Origin of the sequence: Streptomyces sp. NPDC005533, assembly GCF_042871845.1 — a bacterium.
Taxonomy (GTDB): Bacteria; Actinomycetota; Actinomycetes; order Streptomycetales; family Streptomycetaceae; genus Streptomyces.
Window position 1 is genome coordinate 18,737 of record NZ_JBIAJH010000043.1, and the last position, 13,075, is coordinate 31,811.

General features: G+C 74.1%; 11 protein-coding genes and 1 pseudogene. 7 read left to right on the plus strand and 5 right to left on the minus strand.

The window, feature by feature from the left end; genetic code table 11:
• Positions 1-115 precede the first annotated feature (115 nt).
• From ACFYP3_RS30565 to ACFYP3_RS30580, 4 genes are all read left to right on the plus strand, one after another.
• Positions 116-970, plus strand: coding sequence for a hypothetical protein (locus ACFYP3_RS30565; protein ID WP_388839505.1), 855 nt, complete (start codon positions 116-118; stop codon positions 968-970).
• A 52-nt stretch (positions 971-1,022) separates the two neighbouring features.
• Complete coding sequence (locus ACFYP3_RS30570; RefSeq protein WP_388839508.1) at positions 1,023-1,541, plus strand: protein phosphatase; 519 nt, start codon at positions 1,023-1,025, stop codon at positions 1,539-1,541.
• 82 nt (positions 1,542-1,623) lie between these two features.
• On the plus strand, positions 1,624-3,207 hold the full coding sequence (locus ACFYP3_RS30575) for a cytochrome P450 (protein WP_388839511.1): 1,584 nt from the start codon (positions 1,624-1,626) through the stop codon (positions 3,205-3,207).
• 278 nt (positions 3,208-3,485) lie between these two features.
• On the plus strand, positions 3,486-4,451 hold the full coding sequence (locus ACFYP3_RS30580) for a hypothetical protein (protein ID WP_388839514.1): 966 nt from the start codon (positions 3,486-3,488) through the stop codon (positions 4,449-4,451).
• Here ACFYP3_RS30580 and ACFYP3_RS30585 read toward each other — a convergent pair.
• Positions 4,437-5,834, minus strand: a complete 1,398-nt coding sequence (locus ACFYP3_RS30585) for a gluconate:H+ symporter (RefSeq protein ID WP_388839517.1) — start codon at positions 5,832-5,834, stop codon at positions 4,437-4,439. The two genes, ACFYP3_RS30580 and ACFYP3_RS30585, sit on opposite strands and share 15 nt — an antisense overlap.
• A 120-nt stretch (positions 5,835-5,954) precedes the next feature.
• Positions 5,955-6,461, minus strand: a pseudogene (locus ACFYP3_RS30590) (gluconokinase); the annotation flags it as partial.
• Positions 6,462-6,592: 131 nt separating this feature from the next.
• Here ACFYP3_RS30590 and ACFYP3_RS30595 point away from each other — a divergent pair.
• Entirely contained in the window at positions 6,593-7,303 is a 711-nt protein-coding gene (locus ACFYP3_RS30595; RefSeq protein ID WP_388839520.1) for a FadR/GntR family transcriptional regulator, read from the plus strand.
• A 96-nt stretch (positions 7,304-7,399) separates the two neighbouring features.
• Here ACFYP3_RS30595 and ACFYP3_RS30600 read toward each other — a convergent pair whose 3' ends face one another.
• The 3 genes from ACFYP3_RS30600 to ACFYP3_RS30610 form a co-directional block, all read right to left on the minus strand.
• Positions 7,400-8,497 (minus strand): alpha/beta hydrolase, encoded by a 1,098-nt coding sequence (locus ACFYP3_RS30600; RefSeq protein ID WP_388839523.1) that lies wholly within the window; start codon positions 8,495-8,497, stop codon positions 7,400-7,402.
• A gap of 187 nt (positions 8,498-8,684) precedes the next feature.
• The gene (locus ACFYP3_RS30605; RefSeq protein ID WP_388839526.1) at positions 8,685-9,956 is read right to left on the minus strand and encodes a hypothetical protein; all 1,272 of its coding nucleotides are present in this window, start codon (positions 9,954-9,956) and stop codon (positions 8,685-8,687) included.
• A gap of 111 nt (positions 9,957-10,067) precedes the next feature.
• On the minus strand, positions 10,068-10,952 hold the full coding sequence (locus tag ACFYP3_RS30610) for a sigma-70 family RNA polymerase sigma factor (protein WP_388839529.1): 885 nt from the start codon (positions 10,950-10,952) through the stop codon (positions 10,068-10,070).
• A gap of 198 nt (positions 10,953-11,150) precedes the next feature.
• Between ACFYP3_RS30610 and ACFYP3_RS30615 the strand changes: the two genes are divergently transcribed.
• The gene (locus ACFYP3_RS30615; RefSeq protein ID WP_388839532.1) at positions 11,151-11,498 is read left to right on the plus strand and encodes a hypothetical protein; all 348 of its coding nucleotides are present in this window, start codon (positions 11,151-11,153) and stop codon (positions 11,496-11,498) included.
• A gap of 243 nt (positions 11,499-11,741) precedes the next feature.
• Entirely contained in the window at positions 11,742-13,004 is a 1,263-nt protein-coding gene (locus tag ACFYP3_RS30620; protein WP_388839535.1) for a hypothetical protein, read from the plus strand.
• Positions 13,005-13,075 lie beyond the last annotated feature (71 nt).

Sequence of the window (13,075 nt, forward strand, 5' to 3'; positions counted from 1 at the left end):
GCGCTCACGGGCGCCCCGCCCCCCTTCGCGTCCCTCGCCCCATTCGGGTGGCGGGGGACGCGAATGCGCCACGACGTGCCGGGAGGCCGGGCCGGGCTGGATAACGTGAGGGACCATGACGCTCCTGAGCGACCAGGCAGACGACATCCGGACTCTCGTCGAGTCCGCCGACCCCGGGGCGGTCTGGGCCGTCGGCGGCGCGGAAGGCGTCCACGCGGGATCGGCCCCCGCGAACGCGGCCCGCGGGAGGAGGGGCGCCGCGATTGCGGGCGCCGGGGACACGGGCTTCGCGAGCACGGGCGGCGGGGACACGGGCGCCGGGGACGTGAGTACGGGGGACGCGGGCTTCGATGTCGGCGGCCTCACCGCCGTCCTCGCGCTGTGGCCGGTCGTGGGGAGCCTCGTCGACGAGGGCGCGATCCACCTGCACACCTCGCTCACCGCCTACGGGGACGCGGCCGCCGCCGGCGCGCCCGCCGGGACCACCGCCCACCACCTGCTCACCCGCCCCGGGGGGACCGCCCTCCTCACCCGCCTCGCCGAACACGTCTGCGGCAGCCCCCTCGCCGACCTCGCGGCCACCCGGGTCTGGCACCCCCTCGGCATGGCCGGGACCCGGTTCGCCGACGGCACCCTGCGCGCGCCCCTCGCCGACCTCGTCCGCTTCCTGCGCCACCTCCTCGCCCCCACCGACACCGGCGGCTCCCCGGAGACCGCCCGCGGCATCACCCGCGCCTGGACCAGCGAGTCCCTCCGCATCCGCACCGGCGAACTCACCCCGGCCCGCGGCCTCCTCTGGCACCCCGCCCCGCACGGCGTCTGGGCCCACCACGCCCCGCAGGACGGCGGCCCCGCGCTGTGGGTCTCCCCGCGCCACGGCCGCTGGGCGGTCCTCCTGCCGTCCGGGGGCCGCAGCCCGCTGCGCACCACTTTCCGCGAGGCCGTCTTCGCCCCAACCCGGCCCAGGTGAAGGCCCGTTGTATGCGATGCTGGGGGCCGCCCCACCAGGAGGTCCCGGCCCCGTGAAGCAGACCCGCCCGAGCGACCGCTACGTGCCCGGGCCGCCGCCCTCCCCGTGGGACGAGATCGCACCCGGCCTGTGGATGGGCGGGCACTACTGGACCGACCCGGCGGGGGAGCTGCGCCCCGCCGTGGTGTCCGACGAGTTCGACCTCGTGATCAGCCTCTTCACCCGCACCGGGCACGGCCCCGGCCCGCGCGCCGAGCACGTCGTGGAGCAGATGCCCGACGCCGAACTCACCGCAGCCCAGCTCCGCACCGTCCAGCGCCTCGCCCGCACCGCCGGACTCGCCCTCGACAGCGGACTCACCACACTGGTCCGCTGCCACTCGGGCTACAACCGGTCCGGCCTCGTCGTCGCCCAGTGCCTCGTCGACCGGGGCCTCGCACCCGCCGAGGCCATCGCGCTCGTACGCCGCCACCGCTCCCCGCAAGCCCTGCACAACGAGACCTTCACCTCGTACCTCACCACCGGACTCGACACCGCCGCCCTGCTCGTCGGGCTGGACCCCCTGGCGTAGTCGGAGCGCGGAGTGCGCGGTCGGGACGTACGGTGATGCCGACGTCACCGACCGTTGTCGGTCCGGCTGCGGAGGTACACGGATGCGTACGGTCCAAGGGGTCGCCCTGGACGGGCTCAAGGCCCGGGTTCGGGCCCTCGCCGAGCGGACCCGGCTGCCGGTGCGGTCCGCTCCCGGCGCCGTCCGGGCGGCCGGTGGATCCGCCCGCCGCCGCACCGAGCGCGTCGGTCGGTCACCCCGCGGCGGGACCCCGCTCGCGGACCGGGGGCCGGCCGGGACGGGGCTCGGCGCGGAAACCGCCGACCGGCGGACATCCGTAAAGGAATCGTCCCGGCATTCGGCCGCCGCCTCCTCATCCGCCACCGCCACCGCCACCCCCACCTCCGCCCCCGTCGCCCTCGGCGTCCTGCGCTCCCTCCTGCACGGCCTCGCCCCCGGCCGCCCCAGTCGGCCGGGCGAGGTGCGCGCCTCCGCCGCCGCGCTGCGCGCCCTGCGCGCCCGGCACGGCGACGCCCCCGCCCTCGTACGCACCCGCTCCGGCCGGACGGTCCTCGTCCTCCTCGACCCGCAGGACCTGCGCCGGTTCTACGAGGAACCCGTCAGCGTCCTCGCGGCCGACCCGCCGGCCAAGTGCCGGGGCCTGGACGCGGCGGAACCCGCCGGCTCCGGTTGCTCGCGGGCCGAACTGCACACGGAACGGCGCCAGGTCAGCGCCGAGGTACTGGCCGCCGACCTGCCCGTGCACCCCTCCTGCGGGGCCTACCTGGCGGCCGTCGCCGACGAGGCCCGGCACCTGACCGCCACCGGCACCCTCGACCTCGTCCGCGCCCGGCACGCCGTGAACCGGGCCGCCCGGCGGATCGTGCTCGGCGACGCGGCCGCCGCCGACGAGGAGCTCGCCGGCTGGCTCGCCCAACTGCGCGCCGAGGGCAAGGGCCTGCGCGGCGGCCGGGTGCGCACCGCCCGCACCACCCGCTCGGTGCGGGACAAGGCGCACGCCCGCATCCAGGAGTACGCCCGCCACGCCGACGGCGGCACCCTCGTCGGGCGGGCCGCCCGCCACGCCGACCCCACGGGCACCTTGGACACGGTCGGCGAGGCCGAGCAGTGGCTGCTGGCGATGGGCGCCGTCCCCGAGACTCTGCTGCGCACCCTGCTGCTGCTCGGCGCGCACCCCGCGGAGCAGGACGCGGCCGCGGCGGAGGCGGCCGCCGAGACCGCCGCCGGCCCGGGCCGGGGCGAACTGCCCCGGCTGCGTGCCTGCGTACGGGAGTCCCTGCGGCTGTACCCGGTGGTGCCCGACCTGATCCGCGTCACCCGGGCCGAGACCGAATGGCGGGGCGTGCGCTACCCGGCCGGCACCTCGGTGCTGCTGCCGGCCGCGTTCCACCAGCGCGACCCCGAACGGGTACCGGCGGCCCACGTGTTCGTGCCGGGCCGCTGGAAGAACCCGCGCGCGGACCAGGACATCCGGATGGCGCCCTTCAGCCATGGCGGCGGCCGCTGCCCGGGCGACCAGCTCGGCCTGATGATCACGGCCGCGCTCTGCGCCGAGGTGCTGCGGGGCCATCGGATCAGGTCCACCCGGCCGGTCCTGGACCCGGTGGGACCGCTGCCCGCGGCGCTCGACCCGCAGGGCATCAGGCTCACGCTCACCCACCGCTGACGGCGGGCGTGCGGCGGCGCCCCCTCCCCGCCCGAACCCGAACGCCACGCCCCGCCTGCGGCCGGTCTCCGACCCCGCCGCCCGCTCCCTGACTGACGCCCCCTCCACGAACCGACCACCCGGTCCCCGACCGCCGCCCGCTCCCTGGCCGACGCCTACTTCTTGAACCTGCCACACGTTCTCGAACCTGCCAGTGGTCCCCGAACCCGCCACCCGGTTCCCGAACCTGCCGTAGCCCGCCGCACGTGCCGAAGCCTGCCGACCCCCACGAGGATCCCATGCCCGACGCCGCGACCTCCGCGTTCACCGACCCGGCCGTCGACCTGCTCGACGCCCCGTGCCGCGCCCTCGCCGAGGCCGCCGATGCGGTAGGCGAGGCCGCCCGCTACGCCTCCGGCCTGGCCCTCGGCGCCCGCCTGCCCGCCGCCGCCCTCGCCCGCGGCGGCAGCGCCCGGCGAGGCTGGCGCACCCTGCTCCGTACGCTGACCGACCCGGCGGGCCTCGGCTGGGCCCCGCGCGGCCGGGGCGTCGCCCGGGCCGGCCGGCTCGCCGGCGTCCTGGTGAGCCGGGAGAGCCTCGCCATCAGCATCGCCGTCTGCGGACTCAAGGCCCGGATCCGGGCGGCGAGCGCGGGCCGTCCCGAACTCCTGGACGATCCCGGCGCGGCGGCGGTCCTACGGGCCGTCGGGGCGGGCCGACAGGCCGAGGCCGTCCGCCTGTTCCGCACGATCCTGCGCGACCAGGGCGCCGAGCACGCCTTCGCCCTGCTGGCCCCGTCCTTCGCCGACATCCTCGCCTGGAAGGCCCTGACCGACGCCAATCCCTTCAACGACCACGCCGGCTGGCAGGTCGCCACCGGCCGGGCCGAGACCGCCAGACCGCTGCTCGGCCTCGGCGCCGCCTTCTGGGCCTTCTGCGACCGCGGCCAGGGCCTGCCCGAACGGCCCTCGGCGGCGCGCGCTCCCGCCCGCCGCCCGGCCAAGCGCCGGGTCGCCGGCCGGCCGCCCCGGCCCGCCCCGCGACCGCCGGCCGGCGACCTGCGGGGCCACGCCGCCGCGCTGCGCACGCACGCGGCCCGGTTGAGCGCGGCCGCGGCCGCGCCGGACTGGCACGGTCCGCAGACCGAGGCCCTGTGCGCCGAGGTCGCGAACCTCGCAACCCGTTGCGAGACGGCGGCGGACGGCCTCGCCCTCGCCGCCGCCCAACTGCAGGGCCGGCTGCCCGTGCGGCTACACCACCAGTGACAGCAGCAGGACGAAGCCCAGGCCCACCACCGAGATGATCGTCTCCATCACCGACCAGGTCTTGAGGGTCTGCCCGACGCTCATCCCGAAGTACTCCTTGACCATCCAGAAGCCGGCGTCGTTGACGTGGCTGAAGAAGAGCGAGCCCGACCCGATGGCGAGGACCAGCAGAGCGGTCTCCGTGGTGGACATGCCGGCCGCGAGCGGGGCCACGAGGCCGGCCGCCGAGATGGTGGCCACCGTCGCCGAACCGGTCGCCAGGCGGATGGCCACGGCGATGAGCCAGGCCAGGAGGAGCGTCGGTATGGCCCAGCCCTTCGACAGGTCCAGGATCATCTGGCCCACGCCCACGTCGATCAGGGTCTGCTTGAAGCCGCCGCCGGCGCCCACGATCAGCAGGATGCCCGCGATCGGGCCCAGGGACTTCTCCACCGTGGCCGACAGCTGCCCCTTGGTGAAGCCGGCCGCCCGGCCGAGGGTGAACATGCCCACCAGCACGGCGGCGAGCAGGGCGATCAGCGGGGAGCCCGCGACGTCGGTCACGCGCTGCACCGGGTTGGCGGGGTCGTTGACCACGATGTCGACCAAGGCCTTGACCAGCATCAGGGCCACCGGCAGCAGCACGGTGAAGACCGTCGCCCCGAACCGCGGGCGGTGCTCCAAGTCGGCCGAGGGGCGCTCCGTGACCATGCGCTCCGGCGCCGGTATGTCCACCCAGCGCGCCGCGTACCGCGAGAACAGCGGTCCGGCGATGATCACGGTCGGGATCGCGACGACGACACCGAGCGCGAGCGTGACCCCCAGGTTCGCGTGCAACGCGTCGATGGCGACGAGCGGCCCGGGGTGCGGCGGTGTCAGCCCGTGCATCACGGAGAGGCCGGCCAGCGCCGGGATGCCGATCCGCATCAGGGAGTAGTTGCCCCGCTTGGCCACCAGCAGGACCACCGGGATCAGCAGCACGATGCCGACCTCGAAGAAGAGCGGCAGCCCGATCACCGAGGCGATCAGCACCATCGCCCAGGGCATGGCCCGGCCCTTGGCCCGGGCGAGGATCGTGTCCACGATCTCGTCCGCGCCGCCCGAGTCGGCCAGCAGCCGGCCGAGGATCGCGCCGAGGGCGATCAGTACGCCGACTCCCGCGACCGTGGCGCCGAGTCCGGCGGTGAAACTGGCGATGGTCTTGGCCAACGGCGCGCCCGCGAACACCCCGAGGGCCAGCGAGCCGACCGTCAGGGCCAGGAAGGCGTGCAGCTTGAGACGGGTGATGAGCAGGACGATGACGGCGATGCCCGCGAGGACGGCGATCCCCAGCTGGGTGTTCCCGGCCGAGGTGATCGGACCGGTGCCGGCCGCCGCCAGAGTCTCGACGCTGAGACTGGTCACGGTGACGTTGCTTCCTTAGTTCCGGAGGGAGTGGTTCGAGGACGTGCGATGTCCGCCGGTGCCGTGTCCGTACGTGCCGTGTCCGTCCGTGCCGTCTTCGGCCGGGCCGTGTCCGTCCGGGTCCAGGCGGCGCAGGGCGGCCAGGGCACGTTCGGTGATCTCTTCGGGGGACCCGGACACCTCGACGACGACACCGAGCTCGTCCTCCTGGAGCGGCTCCAGGGTGGCGAACTGCGAGTCCAAGAGGGTGGTGGGCATGAAGTGGCCCTTGCGGGCCGCCATCCGCTCCTCGATCAGCGGACGCTCACCGGTGAGGTGGACGAAGACCGCTCCGGGGGCCGCGGCCCGCAGCCGGTCGCGGTAGGCGCGCTTCAGGGAGGAGGCGGCGACCACCCCGCCCCGCAGCCCGGCGCAGTCACGGATCCACTGGCCGATGGCGTCGAGCCACGGCCACCGGTCCGCGTCGTCCAGGGGGGTGCCGGCCGACATCTTGGCGACGTTGGCCGCGGGGTGGAACGCGTCGCCCTCCGCGTACGGAAGGCCGAGCGCCGTCGCGAGCAGCCGGCCCACGGTCGTCTTGCCCGTGCCGGCCACGCCCATCACCACAATGACGCGCTGGGTGCTCACGCCTACCTCGCTGTCCTCGTCGACATCGGTTCGTGCGGCACCACTGAAGCGCATTAAGTACTACTTATTCAAGGGTTGAGTGGCATACATCGCATCTTTGGCCCAAGGGGGAGTGACCGTACGCTTACGCCATGACCACCGAAGGCAGTCCTGGGCAGGGGCTCCACTCCCACGTGCTGGACACCCTCGGGCTCGCGATCACGGCGGGGGAGTACCCGCCGGGCAGCGTCCTGCGCACGGACGAGATCGCCCAACGCTTCGACGCCTCCCGCACGGTGGTACGGGAGGTCGTCCGCGTCCTGGAGTCCATGCACCTGGTCGAGTCCCGCCGCCGGGTCGGCGTGACGGTCCGCCCCACCGACGAGTGGAACGTCTACGACCCGCGCGTGATCCGCTGGCGACTGGCGGGCGCCGACCGGCCCCGGCAGCTGCGGTCCCTCACCGTGCTGCGCTCCGCGATCGAGCCGGTCGCGGCCGGGCTCGCCGCGACCCTGGCCACCCCCGAGCAGTGCGCCGAACTGACCGAGGCGGCCCTCGGGATGGTCCGCACCTCGCGCGGCCACCAGCTCGACGGCTACCTGCACCACGACATCGCCTTCCACCGCGTCGTGCTGAACGCCTCCGGCAACGAGATGTTCGCCCGGCTCGGGGACGTGGTCGCGGAGGTCCTCACCGGACGCACCGAACACGCGGTGATGTTCCACGACCCCGACCCGGCGGCCGTCACCCTCCACGTCCAGGTGGCCGAGGCGGTACGGGAGGGAGACGCGGCCCGCGCCGAGGCGCTGACCCGGCAGATCGCGATGGGCGCGCTGGAGGAGCTGGACGTACTGGCCCCGTAGAGGGTGCCTCTCGGACGTGGCGGTGGCCGTGCCCGCGCAGCTTCGACCGCGCGGGCCACGAGCAGCGCGGTGCTGCGGAGGGGCGCCGCTACTCGGCTACTCGGCGCCGAGTCGCCCGCCGATCCACTCCAGGGCCGGCGGGATCTCACGGTTCCAGGTGTTGAAGCTGTGTCCTCCGCGGTCGAGCGTGATCGACGAGACGCGGGCCGGGTCCTTCACCGCCTTGATGAACTGCTGGGTCGGCTTGTAGTTCTCCTCGCCCTGCAGCGAGGTCGTCACGAGGAACGAGGACGCGCCCTGCGGCCGGTTGGCGAGATGCCACAGCAGGTCGGATCGTTTCTCCTCGTCCTTGTCACCGTGGAAGAGATCGCCGGAGTACTGGTCGACCTCCGGCTTGTAGTCCGCCGAGAGGCCAACCCCGGCCGCGTAGGTCTCCGGATGCTGCACCGTCATCTTCAGGGCGCAGTAGCCGCCGGTGGAATCGCCGATGATGCCCCAGTTCCGCGCCGAGCCGCCGATGCGGTACGAGCTCGACACGGCCTTGGTGAGGTCCGTACCGAAGAAGGTCTCGCTCTGGGGGCCGCCGCCGCGGACGTCGACGCACTGGGTGTTCTCGGCCGAGACCGTGGGCCGCATCATCACCAGGATCATCGGCGGCGCCTTCTTCTCCTTGGCCAGCGTCCAAGCCGTCTTCGGATAGCGCAGCCCCTTCAGCAGGTTCTCCGCCGTGCCCGGATAACCCGTCAGGACGACGGCCGCGGGGAACTTCCGCTGCTCGTTGCCCTTCTGGAAGTACTCCGGCGGCAGGTACACGTAGGCCTGGGCGGCCCTCCCGGAGCGCTCGCCGTGCAGGTTCACCTTCTCGATCACACCGCTCACCAGTGGATTCCCGCCACCGGGCACGCCCGGAGCCTGACGCCCCAGCACCTCCACGGCCACCCCGGGGCGCACCGCCTCCTGACGCGCCCGCCCCGCCAGGTCCGCCCAGGAACCGTAGATCAGGAGGCTGCGGTTGGCCGCGAGCGCGACCGACGCGAACAGGAACACCTGCACGAGGACGAGCAGTCCCGCGCGCCCCGCCACCCGTGAACGGCTCCCGCGGGCCAGCCGGGGCCAGAGCCACACCGTGGCCGCGAAGGTCAATGCCGTGCAGAGCACGACACTCAGCAGGAGCGCACTACTTGTCAGACCCATGGATCAGCGGAGCCCTCTACGACGTCTCGATCCGGACGCGGCGGTCCAGAGCACCGCCAACCGGTGCGCACCAGGCTAGAGAGGCATCGGGGCCGAAGCGTTCCACTGAGCGGCGGCGAAGTCCGCGGGCGGAGCCCGCAGTCGGAGCCCGCAGTCCGGTCCCGCGGTCGGAGCCCGCGGTCGGGAGTCAGCCGCAGCCACATCCACCGCAGCCGCCGCCGCAGCCCCCACTACAGCCTCCGCCGCAGCCGCCCGAGGCGGAGTCCGAGTTCTTCGACCCCGCTCGTTCTCGTTCCCGTTCCTGCTCCCGTTCCCGCCTCCTCTCCTCGGCCAGGCGTGCCGCTTCCCGGACGGCCTCGCGGTGGGAGCGCCGGGCCGGCTTCCAGCCGCGCAGTCCGTGCCGGCGACGTGGGAGCAGTGGGGCGGCGGTGACGTACGAGACGAGGCGGGTGCCGCCTTCGTAGACGGCGCTCTCCAGGATGACCTCGGCCCCCTCGTACGGGACTCCGTAGAGGACCGCTTCGAAAGGTTCCGCGTGGGCGTCGACGTCGTGGTGGGCGGTGCGCAGGGTCCGTTCTGAGCCGGAGAGGAGGGTCCGCCGTCCGGCGACGACGTCCCGGGCCCGCGCCCGGTGGGCGATCAGGGGAGGTCCGGCCGGGGTTTCGGCGTCCGGGTGGAGCCAGTGGAGTCCGGACCGGGAGATCCGTACGCCGACCAGGAGCGCGGGCTGCGGCCGACCGTCCAGCCGGCGCGCGGCCAGGCGGCGGCCCAGGCCGCGGCCGAGCACGGTCGTGCCGGGAACCAGGAGCACGAGGGCGAGCGCCTGTAGGCCCCGGGGATCGTACGGGTGCGCGCTGCCCGAGGCCCGCACGTCGACGAGGCCGCCGACGGCGAGGGCCACGGCGGCCCCGAGGCAGCACGCGGAGCCGACGGCGATCCCCGTCAGTCCGCGGCGCCGGTGTGCGGCGGGCAGCGGGTCCGGCAGCGGGAAACGGGCGGGTCCGGCTGCGGCGAGGGCGAGTTCGCGCTGGCGTCGGCGGGCGCGGAGGCGGACCAGCGCCCCCGTGAACGCCCAGGCGGCCAGCGCCAGGACCAGGCCGTGGCCGACCGCGCCCGCCGCGTGGTCGGCGGCGGGCAGCGCGCGTGCGGCGTCCACCGTGAGGACGGGTGAGGCCAGCAGGGTGGCCACGGGCAAGGAGCGGAACCAGAACGGCAGGGCGATCAGCAGGACACCCATGGCGTAGCCCCGCCAGCCCGCTCCGTGCACGGGCTCCGCGGCGAGCGCCGTCAGCCCGATCGAGAGGACGACCAGGCCGCCGAGGAGCCGGCTGCCGGCGACGGGGGCGAACGCCGCCGGGACGCGGGCGCGGAGCCAGCGCCGGGCGTCGTCCACGCCCCACGTCATGACCCCGCCCTCCGGTATCGCGGCGGTCGGCACGTGCTTGACGTAGTCGGTCACGGCGCCAGTATGGGAGCGCCGTGCCGCGGCCCAGAAGGGGCGGCCGCGGCACGGAATCGCTACGGCCGCTTCCCGGCCGGCGTCGAGCCCGGGGTGGGGCCCGGGCCGCGGTCAGGCGTCGAGCGCGGCGAGTTCCAGCTCGTCGAGACGCTCCGGCTCCGCGACGACGTCGATCTCGGTGATCAGGCCGTCCTCGACGGTGAAGCGGAGCACCAGGACGAGTCGTCCCAGCGGGGCCATCGCCAGGCCGACCACACCACCGACAAGGGCGGGTTGCGTGTGCTGCGCGCGCTGCATGGCGGCCATCGCGCCGGTGGCGACGGTGACGGCGCCGGTGAAGGAGAGGGGGGCTGGGGTGGGGCCGACGGCCTTGTCGGCACGGAGCACCACGTCGGGATGGAGCAGCGAGACCAGCGCGTCGAAATCGCCGCCGCGGGTGGCGGCCAGGAAGGCGTCCACGACACGGCGCTGGCGGCTGAGATCGGCCTCGGACACCAGCGGGACCCCCCTGACCCGGCGGCGGGCGCGACTGGCGAGCTGGCGGGTCGCCGCCGGGGTCTTCTCGATCAGCGGGGCGATCTCGTCGAAGGGCACGGCGAACAGGTCGTGCAGCACGAACGCCAGCCGCTCGGCCGGCGCGAGGGTGTCGAGCACCACCAGCAGGGCCAGCCCGACCGAGTCGGCGAGTACGGCCTCCTGCTCGGGGTCGACCGCGTCCTCACGGCCGACGACGGGATCGGCGGGGAAGGCCCCGATGGAGTCCTCGCGCCGGGACTCCCGGGAGCGCAGCATGTTCAGGCACACGCGGGACACGACCGTGGTCAGCCAGCCGCCGAGGTTCTCGACCTCCCTGACGTCGGACCGGTCGAGGCGCAGCCATGCCTCCTGCACGGCGTCCTCGGCCTCCGCGAGCGAACCGAGCATCCGGTAGGACACCGCTCTCAGATGAGATCGGTGCTCTTCGAACTGCTCGGTCAAGCCGGAACGGTCGTCCACGGGGTCACCTTCTTCCTCACGGCCCTCACAGCGGTCCCCAAAATAGATCATGAGGAAATCACCGGGTTGAGGGGGGAGTTGGGGTGGGGGGCGAGGCCGGCCGCCGCTGCCGGACGACTGCTGGATAATGGTGCCGAACAGCAGAAGCACCGGAGACGCCGGGGACACGTGGTGGTCCGGCAGGAGAGGGAGCCCCCGATGGAAGCGCAGCACTTCGAGCGGATCACCGCGTTCATCGAGGCACGGCTGACCCCGCTCTTCGACGCCGAGACGGGCAGCGAGTACGGCTTCGGCATGGACGACACCTCCCGCGCGCTGCGCGCGCTGCGCAACTCCGTCCTGGAGGCGTCCGCCGTCAAGGGCCTCATCGAGCAGCGCGACACGGCCGAGCCGGCCACCCGCCGCGTCATCGACCAGTCGGTCGAGCACAACTGGGACGTGCTGCGCGGCATCGCCCGCCAGTGGGAGGACCACGCCGACTTCCGCCACGAGTTCAAGCACCACGCGTGGGAGCTGGACCACCACCACGCCGCCGCGGAGGCCTGAGCCGGCTCCCCGGGCAACGCCCGGCCCGCCCCTTTCGGGTCTTTCGGATCTTGGCCGGTCAGGCAGGGACATGTCTGACGGATCGTCATGAAGCGTGCCGGCTGGGGCGTGCGGGGCGGTAGCGGCGGCCCTTGCGGTGCCCGTCGTCTCCGCCCTTCCCCATCTGCCCGAACCGGTGGACGGCCGCCCCCCGACGGCAGAAGATGAGCGCGGTCCGCACTCAGCGGCCGTGAGGGGAGCGCCATGACAACGTCTCCAGTCGCCGGCAGGCCCGCGCCGCCGCCGAGCAGCGCCCGCGAGGTCCCGGACAAGGCCAAGTGGGCCGTCAAGCCGCTGAACGACGGCAAGCAGGGCTACGCGTTACCCGCCGAGTGGAAGACCGGCGCCCTGCACCACAAGATCTCCAAGGAGCGCCTCAGCTCGATCGCCGAACAGGTCACCCCCGCCTGGAACTCGCAGAACTCGAAGCTCCAAGGGGCGGCGCAGGCGTTCTGGAGCCTGTGCTGGGCCTTGGCCGGGAAGGACGTCGGCGAGGCCGTGGCCATGGCGGGGCCCGGTGGCAGCCCCAACCCCCACCGCCTGCTGTGGAACCTCCCGCTGATGGTGTCGCTGGGCCCGCAGAGCCCCGCCAACGACCCGGGCATGAACTTCGACCCCGACACCGAGCCGGTGCCGGGCGCGGCCGGTACCCGTCGGCTGGACGCCGTGTCGCTCGCGCTCAAGGATCTGGAGACCGCCTGGCTGGCCGCCGCCGACGCGGACGGCGGGCGCGGCGTGTACGACGCCGCCCTGTGGACCACCCTGCACCGGCACCTGCTGGCCGCGCACACCGCGGCCGAACGGGTCGACCGCGACGGGCGGGTGCTGTACCCGCCGCTGCGCGAGCAGTGGGTGTACGACTCCAAGACCAAGCAGAACCTGCGCAAGGGGATGACGCCGTTCCCCACGGTCGAGGAGGGCCGGCGCCTGTTCGCCGCGGCGCGCGCGAACGTGCCGTCGATAGCGGCCTACGCCGATTCGGCGACGGCGGCCGCGACAGCCACCGTACGCGCCACCGTGGGGGAACGGCAGGTCACCCTGAGGCTGACGGCGGCCGAGCAGAACGTGCACCACGTGTGCGTCCGCCACACGCTCACCTTCTTCGACTTCACGGACGCGTCCCGGCCGCGGCCCATCAACACCTTCTGGCCCGACGTACGCACCTTCGCCCAGGCCACGGCCCTCACCGCGGGCCTGCTGCCGGGCATCGGCCGCAACGCTCTGCGCGAGCTGGACCGCTCCCTGGGCAACGTGGCCAAGACGGCCGACTGGCTCGACGAGGTCCTGGAGATCTCCAACGCGGACATCGACGGCCGGCTCGTCTTCTACCACGTTCAGTTCACCGACATCGGCGGCACGGACGCCGCTCCCGTCGTCGAGGCCGTCATCGAGTCGTTCGCCCCGGACGGCTCCGACGGCCCGGGCTTCACCCGCGGCGACCTGGACCTCATCGCCGCACACCTGTGACACGCCGTCTTGTCTCCTCCTGGGCTGCCCCTCGGTGCCAGTGGAGTTCCGCCACCGCCTCCGAGGCCTCC

Coding starts and splice junctions, on each gene's coding strand:
- ACFYP3_RS30565 (WP_388839505.1), top strand. CDS start 116: ATGACGCTCCTGAGCGACCAGGCAGACGACATCCGGACTCTCGTCGAG.
- ACFYP3_RS30575 (WP_388839511.1), top strand. CDS start 1,624: ATGCGTACGGTCCAAGGGGTCGCCCTGGACGGGCTCAAGGCCCGGGTT.
- ACFYP3_RS30580 (WP_388839514.1), top strand. CDS start 3,486: ATGCCCGACGCCGCGACCTCCGCGTTCACCGACCCGGCCGTCGACCTG.
- ACFYP3_RS30595 (WP_388839520.1), top strand. CDS start 6,593: ATGACCACCGAAGGCAGTCCTGGGCAGGGGCTCCACTCCCACGTGCTG.
- ACFYP3_RS30600 (WP_388839523.1), bottom strand. CDS start 8,497: ATGGGTCTGACAAGTAGTGCGCTCCTGCTGAGTGTCGTGCTCTGCACG.
- ACFYP3_RS30615 (WP_388839532.1), top strand. CDS start 11,151: ATGGAAGCGCAGCACTTCGAGCGGATCACCGCGTTCATCGAGGCACGG.
- ACFYP3_RS30620 (WP_388839535.1), top strand. CDS start 11,742: ATGACAACGTCTCCAGTCGCCGGCAGGCCCGCGCCGCCGCCGAGCAGC.